Origin of the sequence: Micromonospora cathayae (assembly GCF_028993575.1) — a bacterium.
GTDB classification, from domain to species: Bacteria; Actinomycetota; Actinomycetes; order Mycobacteriales; family Micromonosporaceae; genus Micromonospora; species Micromonospora cathayae.
In genome coordinates, this window is the sequence record NZ_CP118615.1 from 2,975,621 (window position 1) to 2,999,061 (window position 23,441).

A 23,441-nucleotide genomic window follows, 5' to 3' on the forward strand; every position below is an offset into this window, starting at 1 on the left:
GGGGGGAGGGCGGGCCGTTCAGAGGCGGTCGGGGGGGAGCAGGCCGTCGGCGGTGAACGCCAACAGCCAGCCACCGCCCTTGTCGGTGCCGAAGTCGTCAGCGCGGCCGGTCAGCTGGGCCAGGGCGGGCGGGATCACCTTGCCCTGGCTGCACACCACCGCCGGGGCACCCGACGCGGCCAGCTCGGTCAGCCGGGCCGCCGCGGCCAGGGCCTGTTCCACCCGCTGCTGACCCGGTTCCGGCTCGTTCAGGGTCCGGTCCACCTCGATCGGCAGGTCCAGCAGCTCGGCCAGCGGGTGCAGCGTCTGCACACAGCGGCGCGCCGAGGCGGAGAGCAGGCGTACCGGCCGGAGCACCGCCACCAGCCGGGCCAGCGTACGGGCCTGGGCCCAGCCGGTGGCGTCGAGCGGACGGGCCGTGTCCGGACCGGACCAGGTGCCCCGGGACCCGGCGTGGGCGTGCCGGACCAGCGCCACCGTGCCGGTCACCGGCGGCAGGGCCGCGAACGCGCGCAGCACCTCGGCGTCGTGCGGGTAGCTGACCAGCTCGGTCGCCGCGTCGACCGGCAGCCAGCGTACGTCGTCGACCTCGGTGCCGGGCAGGAAACCGCCGTCGCCCACCGCCCGCATCGACCAGTAGTCGACCACCTTCGGTCGGCCCTCGCTGTGGTACGTCGAGGACGGCAGTCGTACCTGCGGCACCGCCCGGACGTCGGTCTCCTCGGCGACCTCGCGGACCGCCGCGAGCAGCGGGTGCTCGCCCGGCTCCAGCTTGCCCTTGGGCAGCGACCAGTCCCCGTACCGGGGCCGGTGCACCAGGCAGACCTCGACCCCGCCGGCGAGGTCGACGCGGCCGTCGACGGGACCACCGCCGGCGGCCGGTAGCCCCGCCGCCCCGCCGGCGGCCGGTCGCCACGCCACCCCGCCGGCGGCCCGGATGACGGTCACGTCAGCCAGCCTCTCCGGTGGCCGACCACCGTGCGCCAGCGCTCGGGGAACGCGGCCCGGGCCCGGTGGACCGCCTGGCGTTCCCGTTCGGTCAGTCGGCCGGCGGTCACCGCCAGCACCGGATCGTCCGGGTGGGCCAGCGCCAGCTCCGTCCAGGTCTCGGCGGCCACCGCCGCGTCCTGGTGCGCGCCGAGCAGATCCTGCGCCTCCTTCAGCGCCAGGGCCAGGTCGGCCGCGCCGCCGCCGGCCACCGGGGCGACCGCCTCCAGCGCGTACCGGGCGCGTTTGCCCTCCTTGCGGATCTCGTGCCAGGTCTCGTCCGGGCCGAGCGGGTCGAGCGCGGGGACCCCAGCGTGCCGCTTGGTGCCCTCGGCCAGCCGCCGCCACGGCTTGGCGGCCAGCTTGCGCAGCGTCCGCTTCGCCGGGGCGTCGGCCCGCGTGGTGAGCCGGGGCGCGCGGGCCGCCTCGACCAGGGACTCCAGCAGGGCCAGGTAGCGGGGGGAACGCAGCGCCTCGTCCACCTCGGCCGCCGCCGCGTCCCGCCGGGCCGCGAGCGCGGCGTCCAGCCGGTCCACCGCAGCCCGGTCCAGCGGGTCGACCGGATCCGCGTCGGCCGTGCGCCGCAGCCGTTCCCGCAGCACGTCGACGTCCCGTACCGCGCCGAGCACCCCGCCCAACCAGCTCAGTTCGGTGCGCAGCGGGCCCGCCCAATCGGGCTCCACCAGGCGGGCGAAGGTGCGCAGGTCGCTGCGGAGCCGCCGGCAGCCGACCCGCATCTTCCGTACCGCGTCCAGGTCGCCGGCCTCGCCGTGCAGGCGTACCAGCGGGTCGTTGCGGAGGATGCGGCGGACCCCGCGCCGGACCGCCTCGGTGACCACGTCGCCGGCCGTGGGGCGTCGCGGCAGGTCGGCCCGGCCGGCCACGTCGGGTGCCTCCCCGGCGGCCGGGCCCAGCGCCCTGACGTGCTTGGCGACGAACACCCCGCGGTGCGCCCCGGCGGCGATGAGCAGCTCCTCCACCCGGTCGAGCAGGTCGTCGGCGGCGGTGCCGCGCTCGACCTCCACCTCCCGGAAGCTGCTGTCGGCGGTGGCCGCGCCGCCGGTGGCCACCGTGGTCACCTGGTCCTCGACCACCTCGACGAGCAGCGCCCCGTCCGGGTCGTGCAGCGTCCGGCGGTGCCGCACCGTGTTGACCAGCGCCACCGGCCGCAGCGGCGCACCCCGGTGGTACGCGGTGACCAGCGCGACCAGCTCGTCCGGGACGGTGTCGGCGGGGCCGGGACGGGAGATCTCGTACCGCCGTTCCGGGGTGCGGGTCGGCAGCTTCACCGTCCACGGCCGGTCGTCGCCCACCCGGTGCCGCAGCGACACCCCGGACCGGGCCAGCCGCAGGTCGGCGGTGTCGAAGTAGGTGGCGTCCAGGGTCACCGGTTCCGGGGCGTGCAGCCGGCCGCCGTCGGGCAGGGCGGCGGACAGGTCCGGCAGCCGGAAGGCGGCCGGTACCGCGTACTTGCGTTCCTCTTCGACCATCGGCTCAGCCTATGCCGGTCGACGGTCAACCGGCGGTGCCGCCGACCCGGCGCAGCAGCAGCGCCTGGAGGTCGGTCAGCGGTGCCTCCGGGGTGCCCTCCCGGCGTCGCCAGGTGCCGTCCGCGGCCAGTTCGAAGGCGTCCACCTCCGGGCTCATCGCGGCGGTCAGCACATGGTCCAGTTCGGCGCGCGCGATCGGGTCGCTGACCTGCACCAACGCCTCCACCCGGCGGTCCAGGTTGCGGTGCATCAGGTCGGCCGAGCCCATCCAGAACTCGGCCGCGCCGTCGTTGCCGAACCGGAAGATCCGGGAGTGCTCCAGGAACCGGCCCAGGATCGACCGGACCCGGATGTTCTCCGACAGCCCCGGCACCCCCGGCCGGAGCGTGCACATGCCCCGGATCAGCAGGTCCACGTGCACCCCGGCCCGGGACGCGCGGTAGAGGGCGTCGGTGACCTCCTCGTCGACCAGCGAGTTCACCTTGATCTGCACCAGGCCGGGCGCGCCTAGCCGGGTGTGCGCGATCTCCCGGTCGATGCGTTCGATCAGCCCGCGCCGGATGCCCTGCGGGGCCACCAGCAGCCGCCGGTAGGTGGTCTGCCGGCTGTACCCGGTGAGCACGTTGAACAGGTCGGTCAGGTCCGCGCCGATCTCCGGGTCGGCGGTGAGCATGCCGAAGTCCTCGTACAGCCGGGCGGTCTTCGGGTGGTAGTTGCCGGTGCCGATGTGGCAGTAGCGCCGGATGTGGTTGCCCTCCTGCCGGACCACCAGGGAGGTCTTGCAGTGCGTCTTCAGCCCGACCAGCCCGTACACGACGTGGCAGCCGGCCCGTTCCAGGGTGCGCGCCCAGCCGATGTTGGCGACCTCGTCGAAGCGGGCCTTCAGCTCGACCAGCACCACCACCTGCTTGCCGGCCTCGGCCGCGTCGACCAGGGCGTCCACGATGGGGGAGTCGCCGCTGGTCCGGTACAGGGTCTGCTTGATGGCCAGCACATTCGGGTCGGCGGCGGCCTGCTCCACGAACCGCTGCACGCTGGTGGCGAACGAGTGGTACGGGTGGTGCACCAGGATGTCGCCGTCGCGCAGGGTGGCGAAGACGCTCCGCGGCACCTCGCCCTCGGTGAGCCGGGGGTGGGTGGCCGGCACGAACGGCGGGTCCTTCAGGTCGGGGCGGTCCGCCTCGCCGTACAGCTGCCACAGCGCCGACAGGTCCAGCAGGCCCCGGACCCGCAGTACGTCCTGGGTGTCCATGTCCAGCTCCCGGACCAGCAGCTCCAGCATGTGGTCGGAGATGGAGGCGGCCACCTCGAGGCGTACCGGTGGGCCGAAGCGACGGCGGGCCAGTTCCCGTTCCAGGGCCTGGAGCAGGTCCTCGTCGCGGTCCTCGTCGACCTCCAGTTCGGCGTTGCGGGTGACCCGGAACAGGTGGCACTCGACCACCTGCATGCCGGAGAAGAGCTGCCCCAGGTGTACCGAGATCAGCTCCTCGACCGGCAGGAACCGCACCCCGGGCAGGTCCCGGCAGACCCGGACGAAGCGGGGCACGTTGTTGGGCACCTTGACCCGGGCGAAGAGCTCCTGCCCGCCGTGCGGGTCGCGGACCGTCACCGCCAGGTTCAGCGACCGCCCGGAGATGTACGGGAACGGGTGCGCCGGGTCCACCGCCAGCGGGGTCAGCACCGGGAAGATCTGCTCCCGGAAGTAGGTGCGCAGCCGTTCCCGCTCGGCGTCCCCGAGGTCGGACCAGTTCAGCAGGTGGATGTCCTCGGCGGCCAGCTTCGGCCGGACGTCGTCGACGAAACAGGCGGCGTGCCGGGCGACCAGCCCGACGGTCTTCTCCGCGATCAGTTCGAGCTGGGTCCGCAGCGGCATCCGGTCCCCGCCGCGTACCGGCAGGCCGGCGGAGAGCCGACGCTTCAACCCGGCCACCCGCACCATGTAGAACTCGTCGAGGTTGCTGGCGAAGATGGCCAGGAACTTGGCCCGTTCCAGCAGCGGGGTGCGCGGGTCCTCGGCGAGGGTGAGCACTCGGGCGTTGAAGTCGAGCCAGGAGAGTTCCCGGTTGAGGAAGCGGTCCTCGGGGAGCGGTTCGGCCGGCTCGGCCGGGTCGTCGCCCGGTGGTGGGGGACCACCCGGGACGACCGGGCCCGGCACGTCGGCCGGTTCCGCCGGTGCGGGGCCACCCGGGTCGGTCACCTCGTCCAGTCCGGCGGAGCCGGCCCCACCGGCGCCCTCACCCGGCTGGCCGTCGTCGATCGGCGGGTCACCCGCGGCGCCGAGGGGTCCGACCGGAGCGTCCGGTGCGGGGGAGTCCGGTGCGGTGTCGGCGTCGGCTCGGGGTGCGGTGTCCGGCGTGCCGGCGACGGGGGTGTGCGGCGGGGCGTCGACCGGAGCGCCCCCGGGGGCGTCGCCGGGGGCACCGCCGGGACCGGCGGTGGCGGATCGGCGCGGGCGGACCGGGCGGCGGCGGGGCGGCGGGGTGCTCACGCAGCCATCATGACCCGACGCCGGTGAACGTAAAATGAACTTCGGCCGCTCCGGTCAGGCCATGGTCGGCAAGGTCACCCGCACGACCTCACCGGCGGCGTCCCGGTCGATCCGGACCCGCTGCCCGAGACGGAGCAACCGCAGCCCGGAGGCGTCGAAGGCCCGGGCCGGGAAGGGCAGCTCGGTGCCGTCGTCGAGAAGCAGCACGCCGGTACGGGTGGTGCCGTCGAAGGTCGCCACGGTGCCCTGCATGCCCCGCACCGTACACCGGTCGGGCCGGTGCCGGCGGCCCACCGGTCGGGCGGGGCGCCGGCGGCGCGTCCGGTCTGGTGGGAGCGGAACAGGCGACCACCGGCGACCCACCCCCCCCGGTCAGGCGGGGGTGGGGCAGCAACCGGCGGCCAGCGTGGCCGTCCGTGGTCCCAGCCCCAGCCCGGCGGCCACCGCCAGGTCGGCCGGGGTGTCCACGTCCCGGCGCAGCGTCGGCCAGGCACCGGCCAGGGACAGCGCCCCGCTGGCCGCGTGGGCGGCGGCCGAGCCCACCCCGAACCGCGGGTCCAGCGGTACGCCGGCCGGGGCGGCCAGCAGCACGGTGCCGTCCCCGGGGGCGTCCGCGACGAAGTGGCGTACCCCCGGGAGGTGGCCGGCGGCCCGCAGCGCCGCGCCCAGCTCGGCCGGCCGTAGCGCGGGCAGGTCGGCGGTGAGCCCGGCCACTAGGCCGCCACCGGCGGTGGCCGCGCCGTGCCGCAGTGCCGCGTTCAGCCGTGCCGCCGCGTCGGGCCCGGCGTCGGGGGCGTCCGGCAGCACCCGGGCCCCGGCCGCCCGGACCGCGGCGGCGACCCGGGTGTCGTCGGTCACCACCAGCACCGCGCCGACCGCGTCACAGGCCAGCACCGCGTCGACCGTGTCCAGCGCGAGGGCCAGCGCCAGGGCCTCGTGCGGTACGCCCGGCAGCGCGCCGCGTAGCCTGCTCTTCGCCCCCTCGAGGCGCTTCACCGGCACCACCACGGTCCAGCTCGGCTCGGTCACGCGCCCATCCTGCCACCGCGCGACGGCACCCTCGCTGGCCCCGTCCAGGGGAAGCAGGCATGATTTCGCTGCGGGCGTCACCGGTGGGCGCGAACGCGGGGCCGGGCGGAACGAGGAGGCAGGGTGGCACGGCGCAGGCTGGGGTTCTGGCAATGGTTCGCCGTGGTGGTGGTCAAGCCCGTGATGACCGTCTGGACCCGCCGGACCTGGACCGGCATGGAGCACGTCCCGCGTACCGGTGGCGTGATCATCGTGCCGAACCACCTCTCGTACGCCGACCCGCTGGTCTCCGCGCACTACGTGTACGACGCCGGCCGCTGGCCGCGCTACCTGGGCAAGGCCAGCGTCTTCCGGGTTCCGGTGGTGGGGCGGATCCTGCACTGGTGCCGGCAGATCCCGGTCGAGCGGGGCAGCGTGGACGCGGCCCGTTCGCTCGACGCCCTGGTCGAGGCGCTCGACGAGGGGGGCGCGGTGATCATCTACCCGGAGGGCACCCTCACCCGGGAGCCGGACCTGTGGCCGATGCGCGGCAAGACCGGGGCGGCCCGGCTTGCCCTGGCCACCGGGGCACCGGTGATCCCGGTCGCCATGTGGGGCCCGGAGAAGATCGTCGACCCCCACCGCAACCGGGTCAACCTGCGGCCCCGGATCCCGGTCAGCGTGGCCGCCGGTCCGCCGGTCGACCTGAGCCGCTGGGCGGACGCGACCCCGACGAAGGCGACCCTGGAAGAGATGACCGACGAGATCATGCTCCGGATTCGTGACCTGCTGGCCGAGCTGCGCGGCGGCACCCCGCCCCCGCTGTGGGAACGGCCGGCGCGGCTGCCCGGCGCGCCGCGTACCGGCGTCGAGCGGTTCGGGGACGCGGCGTGAGCGGGCACGTGGCGGTGCTCGGGGCCGGCTCCTGGGGTACCGCGTTCGCCAAGATCCTCGCCGACGCCGGGCGGGACGTGACCGTGTGGGCGCGCCGGACCCCGGTCGCCGAGGCGATCCGGTCGCACGGGCGCAACCCGGAGTACCTGCCGGACCTACGGCTGTCCCGGCGGGTGACGGCCACCGACGTGGCGGCCGAGGCGATCACCGGTGCCGAGGTGGTGGTGCTGGCGGTGCCCTCCCAGACGCTGCGCGGCAACCTCGCCGAGTGGGCCGGGCACCTCGCCCCGGACGCCACCCTGGTCTCCCTGATGAAGGGGATCGAGCTGGGCACCACCAAACGGATGAGCGAGGTCATCGTGGAGACCGCCAAGGTGGCGGCGGACCGGGTGGTGGTGGTCTCCGGCCCCAACCTGGCCCCGGAGATCGCCGTCGAGCAGCCGGCCGCCACCGTGGTTGCCTGCACCGACGTCGGCCGGGCCACGCTGGTGCAGCGCTCGGTCACCACGCCGTACTTCCGGCCGTACACCAACGACGACGTGATCGGCTGCGAGCTGGGTGGCGCGGTCAAGAACGTGATCGCCCTGTCGTACGGGATCGCCACCGCGATGGGGTTCGGGGACAACACCCGGGCCATGCTGATCACCCGGGGGCTGGCCGAGACCGCCCGGCTGGGCGTGGCGCTCGGCGCGGACCCGCTGACCTTCGCCGGGCTGGCCGGCATGGGTGACCTGGTCGGCACCTGCTCGTCGCCGCTGTCCCGCAACCGGACCTTCGGCGAGCACCTGGGCCGGGGCGAGAGCCTGGAGCAGGCGCAGGCGGCCACCCGGCAGACCGCCGAGGGGGTCAAGAGCTGCCTGGCGATCCGGGACCTGGCCCGCGCGCACGGGGTGGAGATGCCGATCACCGAGCAGGTCGAGCGGGTCTGCCACGAGGGCGTCGACCCGCGCCTGGCGGTACGCGCGCTGATGAGCCGGACCACGAAACCGGAGTGAGGGAGCCGTCGTGACGGGGGAGCGGGACTGGCGGGACGGAACCCGCTGTGTGCACGCCGGGCTGCCGGAACCCGAGCCGGGTCAGCCGTTCCTGCCCGGCCCGGTGTTCGCCGCGCCGTACCACCTCGACCCGGAGCGGGGGCCGGCGGCCAGCCCGAACGGGTACGGCCGGGGCGACAACCCCACCCGCCGGTTGCTGGAGGCGGCGATCGGCGAGCTGGAGGGCGGTGACTGCCGGGTCTTCGCCAGCGGGCAGGCGGCCATCACCGGGCTGCTGCTGGCCGTGCTGCGCCCCGGGGACACCGTGCTGCTGCCCGCCGACGGGTACTACACGGTCCGCTCGTTCGCGGCGGAGACGCTGACCGGGCTGGGGGTGACGGTCCGGTACGCGCCGACCGCCGGACCGTACCCGGCGCTGGACGACGTACGGCTGGTGCTGCTGGAGACCCCGGCCAACCCCGGCCTGGACGTCTGCGACATCGCCGCCCTGGCGGAGCGGACGCGGGCGGCCGGGACGCTGCTGGCGGTGGACAACACCACCGCGACGCCGCTCGGGCAGCGCCCGCTGGAGCTGGGCGCGGACGTGGTGGTGGCCTCCGGCACCAAGGCGCTGACCGGCCACTCGGACCTGCTCCTCGGGTACGTCGCGACCCGGTCGGTGGACCTGCTGGCCACGGTGACCGGGTGGCGGACCACCACCGGCGGGATCCCCGGCGCGTTCGACGCCTGGCTGGCGCACCGGTCCCTGGGCACCCTGGACCTGCGGCTGGCCCGGCAGACCACGAACGCCGGGGCGGTCGCCCGGCTGCTGGCCGCGCGTACCGACGTGACCGGGGTGCGCTGGCCGGGGCTGCCCGCCGACCCCGCGTACCCGGTGGCGACGGCGCAGATGGCCCGGGTGCCGGGGATCGTGTCGTTCGACCTCGGTGACGCCGACCGGGTGGCCCGGTTCCTGGCCGCGTCCCGGCTGGTGGCCGCCGCCACCTCGTTCGGCGGGCTGCACACCACCGCCGACCGGCGGGCCCAGTGGGGGGACGACACCGCCCCGGGCTTCGTCCGGCTCTCCTGCGGGGTGGAGGACACCGCCGACCTGGTGGCCGACCTGACCGCCGCGCTGGACGCCTCGGCCCCGGCGGCGGCCTGACCGGACCTGCCACGGGACGGAGCGCCCCGGACCGCCCGGCTGCGGTGGTTGGGCTATGGTGTGCGGTGCCCGTGCCGGCCCGAAGCGAGGAGGTGAGTCCGATCCCCCAGACAGCAGGACCGGTGCTCCCTTCCGTCCCGGTGGCGTCCCGCCGCTAGCCGACCGGTGGGGGAGCGCCGACGAGCGTTCCCGAAAGGCCCTTCATGGCACCGTCGTCCCATCCTGACCGTTCCGCCCCGCTGCCCGCCCCGCCCGATCGCCCCGGCGCGGCGGCGTCGGCTGGACTCCCTGATCGCGCCGGCCTGGTCCGCCGGCTGCGCGCCGCCGGCTGTGTCTTCGCCGAGGACGAGGCGGAGCTGCTCGTCGAGGCCGCCGAGGCACCCGGCACGCTGGCCGCGCTGGTGGACCGCCGGGTGGCCGGCGAGCCGCTGGAACACCTGCTCGGCTGGGTGGAGTTCTGCGGGCTCCGGGTGCCCGTCGACCCGGGGGTGTTCGTGCCGCGTCGCCGTACCGCCCTGCTGGTCTCCGCCGCCGAGGCGGTGGCCGGGCCGGAACCGGCGCTGGTCGAGCTGTGCTGCGGTTCCGGGGCGATCTCGCTGGTGCTGGCGGGCCGGTTGCGGCCCCGCTGGCAGGCCGCCGCCGACCTGGACCCGGCCGCCGTCCGGTGCGCCCGGCGCAACCTGGCCGCCCCGGCGGTGCCGGTGTACGAGGGCGACCTGTTCGACCCGCTGCCGTCGCGCTGGCGGGGCCGGCTGGACCTGGTGGTCGCCAACGCCCCGTACGTGCCGACCGGGGCGATGGCGCTGATGCCGCCCGAGGCGCGCCGGTACGAGCCGGGCGTGGCGCTCGACGGCGGATCGGACGGGCTCGCCGTACTGCGCCGGCTGGCCGGGGAGGCGGTGCGCTGGCTCGCCCCGGGCGGGCACCTGGTGGTGGAGATCAGCGAACGGCAGGTCGACACGTTCTGTGTGGAGCTGACCGGGTACGGGCTGCACCCCACGGTGACGCGGTCCGCCGACCTCGACGCCACCGCGGTCACCGCCCGACTGCCCGGTTGAGCGGGTGCCCCCTCCGGTGCGTCCGGCGCACCGGAGGGGGCGGGCGACTCACACGCCGGGCGGGGCCGGTGGCGCGTCGGCGAAGGCGGCCCAGGCGGTCGGGGCGAACAGCAGCACCGGGCCGTCCGGGTCCTTGGAGTCACGGATGGCGACCGTGGGCGGGATGACCGCCATCTCCACGCAGGCTCCCTCGTCCCCGCTGTGGCTGCTCTTGCGCCACTCGGCTGTCGGCAGCGCCGTGGTGGTGGTCGATGTCATTTCTGTCGTCCCTTCAGGATTCGGACCAGTTCGTCGCGGCTCGCCTTCGGGCTGAGCGCGACGGTTCGCAGGTGTTCCATGATCTTGGTGCAGGTACGCAGGTCACCCGGACGGTCGAGGACCATCTGACCGGCCACCGTCTCGACCGAGGCGATGATCGGGTCCTCCGGGTCGGGGAACTCCAGGATGTGCAGCGACCCCCGGGTGCCCCGGTGGTACCCGGCCGCCAGCGGGATGACCTGGAGGGTGATGTTGGGCAGCTCGATCATCTTGAGCAGGTGGTGCAGTTGCGCCTCCATCACCCCCGGGTTGCCGACCGGCCGCAGCAGCGCGCCCTCGTCGACGATCGCGTCGAAGATGGGCGGTTCGGCGCTGGTGAGCCGCTGTTGCCGGTCCAGCCGGACCTGGACCCGCTGCTCGACCTGCTCGTCGGTGAGCGTGTGCGGTCCGCCGCGCATCACCGCCCGGATGTAGTCGGCGGTCTGGAGCAGGCCGGGCACCACCGACGGCTCGAAGTTCGCGATGGCGCTGGCCTCGGCCTCCAGCGCGATGAAGTCGATGGTGCGCCGGTCCAGCAGGTACGAGTAGGAGACCCACCAGCCTGGCTTGCGCGCGTCCTTGGCGAGCTGGACGGCGGCGTCGACGTCCTCCGGCCCGACCTTGTAGAGGGTGAGCAGCGCCCGGACGGTCGCCGGGCTGACCAGTGTCTGGGCGTTCTCGTACCGGGACAGGGTGCTGCGGGTGCTGTTGATCTCGTCGGCGGCGGCCTCGAGGGTCAGGCCGGCCGCCTCCCGGTGGGTACGCAGGGCGATGCCGAGCCGGCGGGCCCGGGCGGTCTTCGGTGCCATGCATCGATGCTCCCATAGATCCTGGGATCGTGTGCATGAGAGAAAGTGGATGAGAGTTGCATTCATTGCCGTGATGGTGGCAACCTGTCATGGCGTCCTCACCATCGGTGGTCGTGGCGACGGTGATGGTGAGTGACCGGAGGGGAAATGAGACGCGTGGTGGTCGGGTTCTTCTCCCCCACCCGATCACCACGTGTCTCCCACCACGGCGCACCGGAAGGAGATCCCATGTCGGCGAGCGGCTGCTGGCCACGGGTGTCGCGCTGTCGTTGGTGTGCGTGCCCGGTGCTGCGGGACAACGACGGCACCTGGATCCACGCGAACCTCGCGTACGTCTGTCGGGACTCCTCCGGTGGCCTGGCCGCCACCACGGCCGAGCCCGAGGAGGTCCGGCGTGCCTCCTGATCATGACGTCCCGGGTCGCCGCCGTCGTCGTCGCTGCTGGCCCGGGCAGCGGCGGACGCGGCGACCCGGGTCCGACCGGACGACGGGAGCGGCCGTCCGGTCCCGCGTGCCGCGCCACGCTAGGGGTGGCGTGGCGCGGCACGCGGCATCCAGGGTGCCGAGGCCGACCTCGTCCGGTGTGCTGCGACCGGCGCCGTCCGGTGTGGTGCGGCGGGTGTCCGGTGTGTTCTCCGGGGTCGGCGGTGGTGGCCGGTGACCCGGTTCCTGGTGGTGCTCACCGACGTCCGCCCGCTCGACGGTGCCGTCCGCAACGAGCGGACCATGCCGGAGCGCCGCCGCCAGGTCGTGGGCGCGAGCAGCCGGGCCGCCGCCGACCGGATCGCCGGCGCGTTCATGGCGCTGGGCATGGTCCGCGCCGGCCGGCAACGGGTCAAGGTGATCGCCGTCGGACGTCGATACGGCTGCTGACCAGCGTGCCAACCGGCCGGCACCGGGCCGAGGGATCGGGCATCGTGGATGTTATCCGGTCCTGTCCGACGGTCCGTGCCGGAGTGGACGGTTACGCACCGTATATGTGCGGTTGACTGATTGCGGAGAGGGTGGCGTCCGCTCCGGGTATCGCCACCGGCCTGCGGCCACGCACAGTAAGGTCGACCAGGCGAGCGCCGCCACGGGCTCGCGGGCCACCGCAGTCGCGAACCGGAGATGACACCAGTGACCACCCCAGGCAAGACCCGAGTCGCCATCGTCTTCGGCGGACGTAGCCCCGAACACGGCATCTCCTGCGTCAGCGCCGGCAGCGTTCTCGGCGCGTTGGATCCGGACGAGTTCGAGGTGGTGCCGGTCGGTATCACCCGGGCCGGGCAGTGGGTGCTCGCCGACGGCGACCCGGGACGGCTGGCGATCACCGACCGCCGACTGCCGGAGATCACCTCGGCCACCGGTGCCGAGGTGGTGCTACGGGCCGACCCGACCGCCAACGGCCTGCTGGTCCTCGACCCCACCGACGGGCCGCGCGCCCTGGCCGGCGTGGACGTGGTCTTCCCGGTCCTGCACGGCGCGTACGGGGAGGACGGCACCATCCAGGGCATGCTGGAGATGGCCGGCATCCCCTACGTCGGGGCGAACGTGTTCGCCTCCGCCGCCGCGATGGACAAGGAGTTCACCAAGAAGCTGTGCGCCGTCGAGGGCATCCCGGTCGGCCCGTACGCGGTGCTGCGCAGCGGCACCACCCTCTCCGATGAGGACAAGGCCCGGCTCGGCCTGCCGGTCTTCGTCAAGCCCTCCCGGGCCGGCTCGTCCTTCGGCATCAGCAAGGTCACCGACTGGTCCGATCTGGACGCGGCCATCGCCACCGCCCGCGAGATCGACGTCAAGGTGCTGGTCGAGGCGGCCGTGGTCGGCCGGGAGATCGAGTGCGGCGTCCTGGAGGGCGAGGCGGGTGGCGCGCCGGAGGCGTCCGTCCTGGCCGAGGTGCGGGTCGTCGCCGACCACGACTTCTACGACTTCGAGGCGAAGTACATCGACGCCGACGAGGTCTGCGAGTACGACGTCCCGGCCGAGCTGCCCGAGCACGTCAGCCGGCAGGTGCGCGAGTACGCCACCCGCGCCTTCACCGCGCTGGACTGCTCCGGCCTGGCCCGGGTGGACTTCTTCGTCACCCCGGAACTTGACGTCTACCTCAACGAGGTGAACACCATGCCGGGCTTCACCCCGTCGTCGATGTTCCCCCGGATGTGGGCGGCCTCCGGGTTGGAGTACCCGAAGCTGGTGAACCGGCTGATCCGGACCGCCCTGCGTCGGAGCTGACCCTGCCCGGAGCTGACCCTGCCCCGAGCAGGCCGGGCCGGCGCAGGCGAGGTCGCCGCGTCCGGGGCCGGCGCTGCCGGGTCGGAGCGGGGCGAGGGTGCCGCGCCCCGGGGCGGCGCTGCCGGGGGCGGCCCGCCGGTGGCCCCGCGCCCGGGACCACCGGCCCGACAGCCGTGACTCAGCCGCCCAGACAGCCGGCCGGGACGTCACCTCCGGACGGCACCGAGGCCACCACCGTCTGCGCGATCGGAGCCACCCACTGCAACGGCTGCTCGTACGTTCTCGGCACGCTGACCTGGACGGCGACCTCCCGGTCGACCGTGGTGAGCACGGTGGCGTCCGCCCGCTCGCCGACGTGCCAGCAGACCGTGTCCACCACCCAGACCGCGGTCTCCGGCGGGACGGCCGGCTCCGGCACGCCGCAGGCCACGGTGAGGGCCGGGTCGCCGTACGCGGCGTTCTGCTCGGCTCCGGCGGTGACCGGCCGCTGCGGCAGCTCCCGGACCGTCGGCGGAAGCTGGGACAGCAACGCCCGGCAGACCGTGGCGGGCCGCTCGGCCAGCGGCGCGGCGGGCATCTCCACCGGGGCGGTGGACTGCGGGCGGGCCGCCGACGCGCTCGGGCTCGGGCCCGGACCGGCCGGTTCGTCCGGCGCGAGCGAGGCGAAGGTGAATCCGGCCACGGCCACCGTGACCGGCACCGCGACCAGCGCGGAGATCAGGGCCGCGTTCCGGGTCGACCGGTCCCAGCCGCGCCGCTTCGGCGGGTCGCCGCCGCTGGCCGCCGGGGTGTCCGCGGGGTCGCCGGGGGGAGTCTTCTGCTCGTCCACTTACAGTCGCACCACCGAACAGGTCAGGGTACGGGTGATGCCGGGCACCATCTGCACCTTGCTGACGATCAGTTTGCCGAGCTCGTCGACGGTGTTCGCCTCGGTGAGGACGACCACGTCGTACGGCCCGGTGACGGCGTCGACCCGGACCACGCCGGCAAGGTCCGCGATCACACCGGCCACGTCACGCGCCCGGCCCACCTCTGTCTGGATGAGGATGTACGCCTGTACCACGACTCGACCTCCGTCCGCCGCCGCCAGGGGCGGCCCGAGGAGTGAAACTACCCTACCGAGCAGGTCCGATCCCGATCGGTGGTCAAGGAGAAGCGGTGAGCGAGCACAGCGGTGGGAGCGCATGAGCACTGACGGGGTGACGCGGTGAGGGTCACGGGTACCGGTGAGTTCGGCCTGATCGACCGGGTGACCGCCCGGTTGCCGGCCGGGGCGGCCTGCCTGCTCGGTCCCGGCGACGACGCGGCGGTGGTGGCCGCCCCGGACGGCCGGGTGGTCGCCTCCACCGACGTACTGGTGGAGGGGCGGCACTTCCGGCGGGACTGGTCCGGCCCGGTGGACGTCGGGCACCGGGCGGCGGCGGCGAACCTGGCCGACATCGCCGCCATGGGGGCCACCCCGACCGCGTTGCTGGTCGCCCTCTGCCTCCCCGTCGACCTGGACGTGGCGTGGGCCGAAGGGCTGGCCGACGGGCTCGGCGCGGAGGCCGCCACGGTGGGGGCGACGGTGGTCGGCGGGGACATGTCCGCCAGCCCGACCCTGACCGTCGCGGTGACCGCCCTCGGGGACCTGGGCGGACGGCCCCCGGTGGTCCGTTCCGGCGCGCGGCCCGGGGACGTGGTCGCGCTGGCCGGCCGGATCGGGTACGCCGCCGCCGGCTACACCGTGCTGTCCCGGGGTTTCCGGACACCGAAACTGCTGGTCGAGGCGTACCGGCGGCCGGAGGTGCCGTACCCGGCCGGCCCGTACGCGGCCCGGCTCGGCGCCACCGCCATGATCGACGTCTCGGACGGGCTGCTCGCCGACCTCGGGCACGTGGCGCGGGCCAGCGGGGTCGCCGTCGACGTCCGGCGGGACGCCTTCGAGGTGCCCCGGCAGATGGCCGACGCCGCCCAGGCGCTCGGCGTCGACCCGTACACCTGGATCCTCGGCGGGGGCGACGACCACGCGCTGGCCGCGACCTTCCCGCCGGCGGTGGCGCTGCCGCCGCCGTGGCGGCCGATCGGCCGGGTGTCCGAGGGGGCCGGGGTGAGCGTGGACGGCCGGCCGTGGGAGGGCCCGGCCGGCTGGGACCACTTCCGCTGACCCCCGCCCGCGACGGTTCCCACCGGCCCGCACCCGTTCCCGCCCGTGATCACTTCGGCGGCCCGGGACCTTCCCGCCCGCCCGCGACCACGTCCGTCGGCGGCCGGTCGGGAACCCGCCGGTCGAGGGCCCGCCGCCCGGGGACCCGCCCGCCCGGAGGGTGACGTACGACCGATCGGGGGCGGTCGGCCCGCTCCCGGGCCGGCCGCGGTCGTACGCTGCCGGGGTGAGCGACATCGAGATCCGCCTGCTGCGTTTCGACGCCGAGGTGGCGCAGCGGCTGGTCCGGGCGGCCCTGGCCGACCTGGGGGCCCGCTACGGCGGCAGCGGCGACGAGACGCCGGTGGCCGCGGCCGAGTTCGAGCCGCCGGACGGCGCGTTCCTGGTGGCGTACCTCGACGGGGAACCGGTCGGCTGCGGGGGCTGGCGCAGCCACGGTGACACCGGCGAGCTGGCCGAACTGAAGCGGATGTACACCGCCCCGGCGGCGCGGGGCCGCGGCGTGGCCCGCGCGGTGCTGGCGGCGGTCGAGCGTTCGGCCCGGGAGCAGGGCCGCAAGCGACTCGTCCTGGAGTGCGGCGACAAGCAGCCGGAGGCGATCGCCATGTACCAGGCCGCCGGCTACGAGCGCATCCCCAACTTCGGCTTCTACCGGGACGCCCCCGGCTGCCTCTCCTTCGGCCGCACCCTCTGACCCCGGGGGTGGGCCGACCGGGCGGACCCCGGGACCAGCGCGGCCGGTGTGCCGGGCCGGGGCGGGTTCAGGTGACGGTGAACCGGACCCGGGCGGCGGCGGTCCGGGCGTTCCGCTCCGCCTCGGCCGGGTCGGCCCCCCAGGTCAGCACGTGGCCGCTGCGCTGCCCGGAGGAGACCACCGGCACCACCCGGTCACCGACCGCCACGTCGACGGAGAGGTCGAGCACCCCGGGCGACCGGCGGGCCTGACGGACGTCCTCGACGGCGGTCACCGTGCCGGGCGGGGCGAGCAGGAACTCCACCGCCGCCGCCCCGGTGGCCCGGTCCGGCAGCGTCGGCCGCTCCCCGGCCAGCACCCGCAGGTACGCCTCGACGAACGACACCTCGTAGGCGACCGCGATCAGCGCGGCGATCAGGTCACCGGGGAGCCGGGCGGCGCACTCCACCAGGGTCGGCACCCCGTCCACGACGATCCACTCGCTGTGCAGCACGCCGGTGCGGAACCCGGCCGCGGCGGCCAGCCGGGCGGCCGCGTCGAGCAGTTCCCGGCGGGCCGGGTCGGGCAGGGCGGCCGGGACGGTGTGACCGGTCTCGACCGGATGCCGGCCGGGCAGCACCCGCTTGCCGGTGACGTTCCCGAAGAGCACCTCGCCCTCGGCGAGCAGCAGTTCGACGCTGTGTTCCGGGCCGGTCAGCCGCGCCTCGACCAGTACCCCGGTGGGGGCGGCGACCTGCTCCGGGGCCCCGTCCGGGCAGGCGGTGGCCGTCCAGGCGGCGGCGATGTCGGCCGGGTCGTCGATGAGCTGCACGCCGAGGCTGCCGGCCCGGCGGGTCGGTTTGAGCACGCAGGGCCCACCCACCCGGCGGGCGAACGCCTCCGCCTCGGCCGGCGTCGACACCAGCGCGTACGCCGGGTTGGGCAGGCCGTGGTCGGCGGCGAGCCGCCGCATCCGGTGCTTGTCGGTGAAGGTCGCGGCGGCGGTCGGGCCGCCACCGGGCCGGCCGAGCCGCTCGGCGAGCCGGGCGGCGGCGGTGACGGTGTACTCCAGGCCGGGCATGACCACCCGGGCGGCGGCCAGCCCCGGCTCGGCGGCCAGCAGCGCGTCGAGGTCGAGCCCGTCCCGGTACGCCGCCGGCACCACCCGGGAGACGTACGGCAGCCCGGCCAGCGTCCGGTGCAGGTCCCGGCGACGGATCACGTCCGGGTCCTCGACGATCACGGTGCTGCCGGCGGGCAGGATCTCGCCGAGCACGCCGAGCACCCCCGGCGGCACTCCGACGATGACCAGTTCGTCGCGACCAAGGCTCAGCGCCACTGGGCGGCCCTCCGGGGGTGGTTCCGTCGCGCGCACTGCGCCGACCGGCCGACACGACAGTGCCGGACGGTCGACCCCGACACGACGGCATCGGTGGGTCGACTCCGACACGACAGTGCCGGCGGGTCGCATCCGACCCGCCGGCAGTGACGACGGTGAAAGTGGCGGGGTTACCGCGTCAGGCGCGGGTGACCTTGCCGGCCTTGATGCACGAGGTGCAGACCTTCAGCTTCTTGGTGTTGCCGCCACCGGCCGGGGTACGCACCGACTGGATGTTCGGGTTCCAGCGGCGGTTGGTCCGCCGGTGCGAGTGGGACACGTTGTGGCCGAAGCCCGGCCCCTTGCCACAGACGTCGCACACGCTAGCCACGGGATACTCCTGGGATTGTTCGTTCACGAGGGTCGCCGGCAGGTGCTGCCCGGGCAACCTGGCCAGGTTACCCGATACCCCCGGGGACCAGCCAACCGGCTCCCGACCCGCCGGGACCACCGCCCGTCACCGCACCCACCGCCGTCCGGCGAACCGGTGTGCCGGGCCGCCCGGCGGTGATGTCCGGCGGCTGTCGGTGCCCGCCAGTAGGCTTCTCGCCGTGCTGGAGACCCTGGACGCCGACGCGGTGCGCCGCTGGTGCGCGAGCGGCCTCGACGCCCTGCGCCGGCACCAGGGCGAGATCGACGACCTGAACGTCTACCCGGTGCCCGACGGCGACACCGGCACCAACCTGGTGCTCACCCTCACCTCCGCCCAGCAGGCCCTGGCGATGGACCTGGACACCTCCCCCGAGGGCGGCGGCGCTGCGGTCACCCCGCACGGGCACGCGCTGCGGCTGATGGCGCGCGGGGCGCTGCTCGGCGCCCGGGGCAACTCGGGCGTGATCCTCGCGCAGCTGCTGCGCGGGCTCGCCGACGCGCTCACCACCGTCCCGACCGTCCGGGGCCGCGAGTTGGCCGGCGCGCTGCGCGGCGCGGCCACCGCCGCGTACGGCGCGGTCGCCCACCCGGTGGAGGGGACGCTGCTCAGCGTGGCCGCCGCCGCGGCGACCGGGGCCGAGCAGGCGGACAGCGACGACCTGCGCGCGGTGGTCCGGTCGGCGGCCGGCGCGGCGACCCGGGCGCTGGCCCGCACCCCGCAGCAGTTGGCGACGCTGGCCCGGGCCGGGGTGGTCGACGCCGGCGGCCAGGGCCTCTGCCTGCTGCTGGACGCCCTGGTCGAGGTGGTCGCCGGCGAGCCGCCCGACCGGCCGGCGACCGTGCCGCGCCCGGTCCGCCCGCCGGTCACCGCCGTCCGCGAGACCGGTTCCGAGGCGTACGCCTACGAGGTGCAGTATCTTCTCGACGCCGCGCCCGAGGCGGTGACCCGGCTACGGGCCACCCTCGACGCCCTCGGCGACTCGCTGGTCGTGGTCGGCGACGCGGCCACCGGGCAGGAGTCGTCCACCTGGAACGTGCACGTCCACGTCAACGACGTCGGCGCGGCGGTCGAGGCCGGGGTGGTGGCCGGCCGGCCGTACCTGATCTCGGTGACCCGCTTCGCCGACCAGCCGGCCGTGGCCCAGCGACCCGGCCCGGACGACTCCGACCGCGCGGTGGCGACCCGGTGGCCCGGACCGGACGACTCCGACCGGGCCGCGGCGACCCGCTGGTCCGGCGCGGACGGTGCCGACCGGGCGGCCGTGGTGGTCGCGTCCGGGGCGGGCCTGGCCGCGCTGCTGTCCGGCGAGGGCGCGACCGTGCTCGCCGGCAGCCCGTCCACCGGGGAACTGCTCGACGCGGTCCGGGCCACCGGCGCGGCCCGGGTGGTGGTGCTGCCCACCGACCCGGCCACCCGGGCGGTGGCGGGCACCGTGGCGCACCAGGCGCAGCCGCTGGGCGTCAAGGTCAGCGTGGTGCCGACCCGGTCGCCGGTGCAGGCGCTGGCCGCGCTCGCCGTCCGCGACCCGCAGCGCTCCTTCGAGGACGACGTGATCGCGATGGCCGAGGCGGCCGGGGCCTGCCGGTCCGCCGAGGTCTGCCACGCCGGCCGGGAGGCGTTGACCGTGGCCGGTCCGTGCCGGCCGGGTGACGTGCTCGCCCTGGTCGAGGGGGAGGTGCACCTGGTCGGCGCGGACCTGCTCGACACCTGCACCGCGCTGCTCGACCGGATGCTCGGCGGCGGCGGCGAGCTGGTCACCCTGCTGGCCGGCGCGGACGCCCCGGCGGGGCTGACCGACGCGGTCCGCGCGCATGTCGCCCGGCACTGGCCGTTCGTCGAGGTCCAGGCGTACGCCGGGGGCCAACCGCACTATCCGCTCCTGGTGGGGGTCGAGTGACCGAGTCGTGCACGGTGGACACACCGCTGAGGAAACTGGTCGGGGAGAAGACCGCCAAGGCCCTCGCCGGCCATCTCGACCTGCACACCGCCGGGGACCTGATCTACCACTTCCCCCGCCGGTACGACGAGCGTGGCGAGCACACCGACATCCGTTCGCTGGACGTCGGCGAGCAGGTGACGGTGCTGGCCCAGGTGCAGAAGACCGCGATACGCCCGATGCGGCAGCGCCGGGGCAACCTGCTCGAGGTCACCGTCGGGGACGGCTCCGGCGGCGTGCTCAGCCTCACCTTCTTCGGCAACCAGGCGTGGCGGGAACGGGAGCTGCGGCCCGGCCGGTGGGGGCTGTTCGCCGGCAAGGTGACCGAGTTCCGGGGTCGACGCCAGCTCAACGGCCCGGAGTACGTCCTGCTCGGCGAGGGCGGTGAGGGCGAGGCGGCGGCCAGCGAGGAGGTCGAGGAGTTCGCCGGGGCGCTGATCCCGGTGTACCCGGCCGCCGCGGCGGTGCCCACCTGGGTGATCGCCAAGTGCGTCCGTACCGTGCTGGACACCTTCACCCCGCCGGAGGATCCGCTGCCGGCGACCGTCCGGGCCACCCGCAACCTGGTCGGTCTGGCGGAGGCGCTGCGCGAGATCCACCGGCCGTCGGCGAAGGAGACGCTGTACCGCGCCCGGCGGCGGCTCAAGTGGGACGAGGCGTTCGCCGTGCAGGTGACCCTGGTGCAGCGCAAGCTCCGGGCCGCCGACTGGCCGGCCCGCCCCCGGCCCCCGAAACCGGACGGGCTGCTCGCCGCCTTCGACGCCGACCTGCCGTACGAGCTGACCGGCGGGCAGCGGGACGTGGGCCGGGAGATCGCCGCCGACCTGGCGACCGCGCACCCGATGCACCGGCTGTTGCAGGGCGAGGTCGGCTCCGGCAAGACGCTCGTTGCGTTGCGGGCCATGCTCCAGGTGGTCGACGCCGGCGGGCAGGCCGCCCTGCTGGCCCCGACCGAGGTGCTCGCCGCCCAGCACCACCGGGGCATCACCGAACTGCTCGGCCCGCTGGCCCGGGCCGGCGAACTGGGGGCGGCCGAGCAGGCCACCCGGGTCGAGCTGGTCACCGGTTCGCTGGGCGCGGCGGCCCGCCGCCGGGCGCTGGCCGAGGTCGCCGAGGGCCGCGCCGGCATCGTGCTCGGCACCCACGCCCTGCTGTACGAGGGCGTCGACTTCGCCGACCTGGGCCTGGTGGTGGTGGACGAGCAGCACCGGTTCGGGGTGGAGCAGCGGGACGCGTTGCGCGCCAAGGCCGACCAGCCGCCGCACGTGCTGGTGATGACGGCCACCCCGATCCCGCGGACGGTCGCCATGACCGTCTACGGCGACCTGGAGGTGTCCACCCTCGCCCAGTTGCCGCAGGGCCGTTCGCCGATCGCCTCGCACGTGGTGCCGGCCGCCGAGAAACCCGCCTACCTGGACCGGGCCTGGCGTCGACTGCGCGAGGAGGTGGCCGCCGGCCACCAGGCGTACGTGGTCTGTCCCCGGATCGGGGAGGGGCCGGCCAGCGAGGAGGAGGCCCCGAAGGAGGACGACTCCGGTCGGCGACCGCCGCTGGCGGTGACCGAGGTGGCCCCGCTGCTGGCCGAGGGCCCGCTGCACGGGCTGCGGATCGGCGTGCTGCACGGGAAACAGCCGGCCGACGAGAAGGACGCGGTGATGCGCGCCTTCGCCGCCGGTGAGCTGGACGTGCTGGTCGCCACCACCGTGGTGGAGGTGGGCGTGAACGTGCCGAACGCCACCGTGATGATCGTGCTGGACGCCGACCGGTTCGGTGTCTCCCAGCTGCACCAGCTGCGGGGCCGGGTGGGGCGGGGTTCCGCCGCCGGGCTGTGCCTGCTGGTGACCGAGGCGGGGGAGGGCACCCCGGCCCGGGAACGGCTGACCGCGGTCGCCTCCACCACGGACGGTTTCAAGCTCGCCGAGCTGGATCTGGAGCAGCGCCGCGAGGGCGACGTGCTGGGTGCCACCCAGTCCGGTCGCCGTTCGCACCTGCGGTTGCTGTCCCTGCTCCGCGACGCCGACCTGATCCGCGACGCCCGCGCCGAGGCGATCGCCCTGGTCGAGGAGGATCCGGAGCTGGCCCGGCACCCGGCCCTGGCGGCCTCGGTCGCCGCCCTGGTCGACGCCGAACGCGCCGAGTACCTCGAAAAGGGCTGACCCGGGCGCGCCGCAGCGGCGCGTGGACCGGAGGGCGGCGCAACGACGAGGGTCCGCGCGACGGCGAGGGGCGCCGGTGACCTCGCGGTCACCGACGCCCCTCGTGGACGCTGCCCGGATCAGGCGGTGAAGCGGATCCGTCGGCGACGGGCGACGACGAACAGCACCGCGCCCAGGGCCAGCAGGGCTGCCGCGCCGGCCGCGATGCCGCCGGCCGCCGCGCCGGTCACCGGCAGGCCGCCCTCGTCACCCTCGCCGCCGCCGGTACCGCCGTCGGCGCAGCCGCCCTTCGGTGCGGTCCAGGTGATCGGCTCCTCGGAGGCCAGGTCCCCGGTGACGACCACGCTCAGGCCCTCGGCGGCCGGGAAGGTGACCTCCTTGGTGGTGCCCGGCTCGAAGGTCACCGTCTTCGGGGTGCCGACGCTCGGGGTGAAGGTGGAGGTGAGGTTGATCCCGTTCGCCGGGTTGACCACCTCGAGGATCAGCTCCTCGCAGGTGCTGTCGAAGGCGGTCTCCGGCTCGCCGACCTCGGGCTCCTGGCAGTCCTCCGGCTTGGTCCAGCCGCCGGTGAACGTTTCCATGCCCCGGGCCTCGACGGTGACCTCCTTGCCCTGCTCGGCGGTGAGCTCCTTGGTGGCGCTGGCGCCGGCGGCCACGGTGACGTCCTCGGTGTACCCGCCGCTGCCGCGTACCGCGAACGTCGTCGGCACGTTGCCCCGGTTGACCAGTACCAGGTCGAAGCCGCCGTCACAGTCCGACCGGTGCTCGACCGCCGGGGCCTCGACGCAGCTGCCCGCGCCGCCGTTGTACCAGGCGGCCTTGCCCTTGGAGCGGGAGCCGATGCCCTTGTCGCTGCCGACCTTGCGGTCGCCGTACCGGTCGCCCTTCTCGGTGATCGGGTCGATGATCTCGCTGCCGAAGACGAAGTCGACCTGGGTGAAGCAGGCCGGCACCTCGACCTTGAACTCCAGCTTGGTGACCGCGCCGATCTCGCCCTCGGCCACCCCGGTGAACTTCTTCACCGACTTGTCGAACAGGTACTGCGGCACCGCGAACTTCGCCGACGGCGCGAGGTACGACACCAGCGCCAGCTCCTGCTCCTCGCCCTGGCACAGCGGCCCGTTGACCAGGGTGATGCTGGCCTCGCCCTTCGGCCCGTCGAAGGTGTGCGTGTACCGGGCCTCGTCGGCGTCGACGCAGGTGGCCGGCGGCGGCGTGGCGGCGGTCGGGGTGGGCTCGGCCGTCGCGGGGGCCGAGGGGGGCACCGGCGACGGGTTGGTGGCGGTCGCGGGCGCGGCGACCGCGAACACCGTGACCAGGCCGGTCAGGCCGGCGGCGGCCACGGAGAACGGTCGCCGTAGCGACAGCGTGGGACGGAACACACGTACTCCCGGG

General features: G+C 75.1%; 22 protein-coding genes. 10 read left to right on the forward strand and 12 right to left on the reverse strand.

The window, feature by feature from the left end; all coding sequences use genetic code 11:
• Nucleotides 1-18 precede the first annotated feature (18 nt).
• From PVK37_RS13775 to cofC, 5 genes are all read right to left on the reverse strand, one after another.
• Nucleotides 19-957 (reverse strand): NUDIX hydrolase, encoded by a 939-nt coding sequence (locus PVK37_RS13775; protein WP_275035104.1) that lies wholly within the window; start codon nt 955-957, stop codon nt 19-21.
• Nucleotides 945-2,477 carry a CYTH and CHAD domain-containing protein gene (locus PVK37_RS13780; RefSeq protein ID WP_275034327.1) on the reverse strand — a complete coding sequence of 511 codons (1,533 nt, stop codon included), beginning with the start codon at nt 2,475-2,477 and terminating at the stop codon, nt 945-947. The genes PVK37_RS13775 and PVK37_RS13780 overlap by 13 nt, the downstream gene beginning before the upstream one ends.
• 25 nt (nt 2,478-2,502) lie before the next feature.
• Nucleotides 2,503-4,734 (reverse strand): RNA degradosome polyphosphate kinase, encoded by a 2,232-nt coding sequence (locus PVK37_RS13785; RefSeq protein ID WP_423791079.1) that lies wholly within the window; start codon nt 4,732-4,734, stop codon nt 2,503-2,505.
• A gap of 285 nt (nt 4,735-5,019) precedes the next feature.
• The gene (locus tag PVK37_RS13790) at nt 5,020-5,217 is read right to left on the reverse strand and encodes a cold-shock protein (RefSeq protein WP_275034328.1); all 198 of its coding nucleotides are present in this window, start codon (nt 5,215-5,217) and stop codon (nt 5,020-5,022) included.
• A 120-nt stretch (nt 5,218-5,337) separates the two neighbouring features.
• Nucleotides 5,338-5,994, reverse strand: a complete 657-nt coding sequence (cofC, locus tag PVK37_RS13795; RefSeq protein ID WP_275034329.1) for a 2-phospho-L-lactate guanylyltransferase — start codon at nt 5,992-5,994, stop codon at nt 5,338-5,340.
• Nucleotides 5,995-6,117: 123 nt separating this feature from the next.
• On the opposite strand from cofC, the gene PVK37_RS13800 reads away from it, so the two are divergent.
• The 4 genes from PVK37_RS13800 to PVK37_RS13815 all read left to right on the forward strand — a co-directional run bounded on the left by PVK37_RS13800 (nt 6,118) and on the right by PVK37_RS13815 (nt 10,064).
• Complete coding sequence (locus PVK37_RS13800) at nt 6,118-6,867, forward strand: lysophospholipid acyltransferase family protein (RefSeq protein WP_275034330.1); 750 nt, start codon at nt 6,118-6,120, stop codon at nt 6,865-6,867.
• Entirely contained in the window at nt 6,864-7,862 is a 999-nt protein-coding gene (locus PVK37_RS13805) for an NAD(P)H-dependent glycerol-3-phosphate dehydrogenase (protein WP_275034331.1), read from the forward strand. Before PVK37_RS13800 ends, PVK37_RS13805 begins: the two co-directional genes overlap by 4 nt.
• A 10-nt stretch (nt 7,863-7,872) precedes the next feature.
• Nucleotides 7,873-9,006, forward strand: coding sequence for a cystathionine gamma-lyase (locus tag PVK37_RS13810; protein ID WP_275034332.1), 1,134 nt, complete (start codon nt 7,873-7,875; stop codon nt 9,004-9,006).
• Between the two features lie 203 nt (nt 9,007-9,209).
• The gene (locus PVK37_RS13815) at nt 9,210-10,064 is read left to right on the forward strand and encodes a putative protein N(5)-glutamine methyltransferase (protein WP_275034333.1); all 855 of its coding nucleotides are present in this window, start codon (nt 9,210-9,212) and stop codon (nt 10,062-10,064) included.
• 48 nt (nt 10,065-10,112) lie between these two features.
• On the opposite strand, the gene PVK37_RS13820 is transcribed toward PVK37_RS13815, so the two are convergent.
• On the reverse strand, nt 10,113-10,322 hold the full coding sequence (locus PVK37_RS13820) for a DUF397 domain-containing protein (RefSeq protein ID WP_275034334.1): 210 nt from the start codon (nt 10,320-10,322) through the stop codon (nt 10,113-10,115).
• Nucleotides 10,319-11,170 (reverse strand): helix-turn-helix domain-containing protein, encoded by an 852-nt coding sequence (locus PVK37_RS13825; protein ID WP_275034335.1) that lies wholly within the window; start codon nt 11,168-11,170, stop codon nt 10,319-10,321. Before PVK37_RS13825 ends, PVK37_RS13820 begins: the two co-directional genes overlap by 4 nt.
• Nucleotides 11,171-11,827: 657 nt before the next feature.
• Between PVK37_RS13825 and PVK37_RS13830 the strand changes: the two genes are divergently transcribed.
• Nucleotides 11,828-12,043: a hypothetical protein gene (locus PVK37_RS13830; protein WP_275034336.1), complete on the forward strand. Its 216-nt coding sequence runs from the start codon at nt 11,828-11,830 to the stop codon at nt 12,041-12,043.
• Nucleotides 12,044-12,289: 246 nt separating this feature from the next.
• Nucleotides 12,290-13,384 (forward strand): D-alanine--D-alanine ligase family protein, encoded by a 1,095-nt coding sequence (locus PVK37_RS13835; protein WP_275034337.1) that lies wholly within the window; start codon nt 12,290-12,292, stop codon nt 13,382-13,384.
• A gap of 178 nt (nt 13,385-13,562) precedes the next feature.
• Here the strand turns inward: PVK37_RS13835 and PVK37_RS13840 are convergent, their stop codons facing one another.
• Both PVK37_RS13840 and PVK37_RS13845 read right to left on the reverse strand, forming a co-directional pair.
• Nucleotides 13,563-14,213, reverse strand: a complete 651-nt coding sequence (locus PVK37_RS13840) for a DUF3515 family protein (RefSeq protein ID WP_423791037.1) — start codon at nt 14,211-14,213, stop codon at nt 13,563-13,565.
• Complete coding sequence (locus PVK37_RS13845) at nt 14,214-14,447, reverse strand: Lrp/AsnC ligand binding domain-containing protein (RefSeq protein WP_275034338.1); 234 nt, start codon at nt 14,445-14,447, stop codon at nt 14,214-14,216.
• A gap of 144 nt (nt 14,448-14,591) precedes the next feature.
• Between PVK37_RS13845 and PVK37_RS13850 the strand changes: the two genes are divergently transcribed.
• On the forward strand, nt 14,592-15,530 hold the full coding sequence (locus PVK37_RS13850) for a thiamine-phosphate kinase (protein WP_275034339.1): 939 nt from the start codon (nt 14,592-14,594) through the stop codon (nt 15,528-15,530).
• 226 nt (nt 15,531-15,756) lie between these two features.
• Entirely contained in the window at nt 15,757-16,224 is a 468-nt protein-coding gene (locus tag PVK37_RS13855) for a GNAT family N-acetyltransferase (RefSeq protein WP_275034341.1), read from the forward strand.
• 67 nt (nt 16,225-16,291) lie between these two features.
• On the opposite strand, the gene PVK37_RS13860 is transcribed toward PVK37_RS13855, so the two are convergent.
• Nucleotides 16,292-17,542 carry an ATP-grasp domain-containing protein gene (locus PVK37_RS13860; RefSeq protein ID WP_275034343.1) on the reverse strand — a complete coding sequence of 417 codons (1,251 nt, stop codon included), beginning with the start codon at nt 17,540-17,542 and terminating at the stop codon, nt 16,292-16,294.
• Between the two features lie 178 nt (nt 17,543-17,720).
• Nucleotides 17,721-17,912 carry a 50S ribosomal protein L28 gene (gene rpmB, locus PVK37_RS13865; RefSeq protein WP_011905179.1) on the reverse strand — a complete coding sequence of 64 codons (192 nt, stop codon included), beginning with the start codon at nt 17,910-17,912 and terminating at the stop codon, nt 17,721-17,723.
• A 220-nt stretch (nt 17,913-18,132) separates the two neighbouring features.
• On the opposite strand from rpmB, the gene PVK37_RS13870 reads away from it, so the two are divergent.
• Both PVK37_RS13870 and recG read left to right on the forward strand, forming a co-directional pair.
• Nucleotides 18,133-19,851 (forward strand): DAK2 domain-containing protein, encoded by a 1,719-nt coding sequence (locus PVK37_RS13870; protein ID WP_275034344.1) that lies wholly within the window; start codon nt 18,133-18,135, stop codon nt 19,849-19,851.
• Nucleotides 19,848-22,046: an ATP-dependent DNA helicase RecG gene (gene recG, locus PVK37_RS13875; RefSeq protein ID WP_275034345.1), complete on the forward strand. Its 2,199-nt coding sequence runs from the start codon at nt 19,848-19,850 to the stop codon at nt 22,044-22,046. The genes PVK37_RS13870 and recG overlap by 4 nt, the downstream gene beginning before the upstream one ends.
• Nucleotides 22,047-22,165: 119 nt before the next feature.
• Here the strand turns inward: recG and PVK37_RS13880 are convergent, their stop codons facing one another.
• Nucleotides 22,166-23,428, reverse strand: a complete 1,263-nt coding sequence (locus PVK37_RS13880) for a cell wall anchor protein (protein WP_275034346.1) — start codon at nt 23,426-23,428, stop codon at nt 22,166-22,168.
• Nucleotides 23,429-23,441 lie beyond the last annotated feature (13 nt).

Bases quoted from the DNA above. Each gene is read 5' to 3' on its own strand.
- PVK37_RS13825 (WP_275034335.1), bottom strand. From the start codon at position 11,170: ATGGCACCGAAGACCGCCCGGGCCCGCCGGCTCGGCATCGCCCTGCGT.
- PVK37_RS13780 (WP_275034327.1), bottom strand. From the start codon at position 2,477: ATGGTCGAAGAGGAACGCAAGTACGCGGTACCGGCCGCCTTCCGGCTG.
- PVK37_RS13815 (WP_275034333.1), top strand. From the start codon at position 9,210: ATGGCACCGTCGTCCCATCCTGACCGTTCCGCCCCGCTGCCCGCCCCG.
- PVK37_RS13820 (WP_275034334.1), bottom strand. From the start codon at position 10,322: ATGACATCGACCACCACCACGGCGCTGCCGACAGCCGAGTGGCGCAAG.
- PVK37_RS13790 (WP_275034328.1), bottom strand. From the start codon at position 5,217: ATGCAGGGCACCGTGGCGACCTTCGACGGCACCACCCGTACCGGCGTG.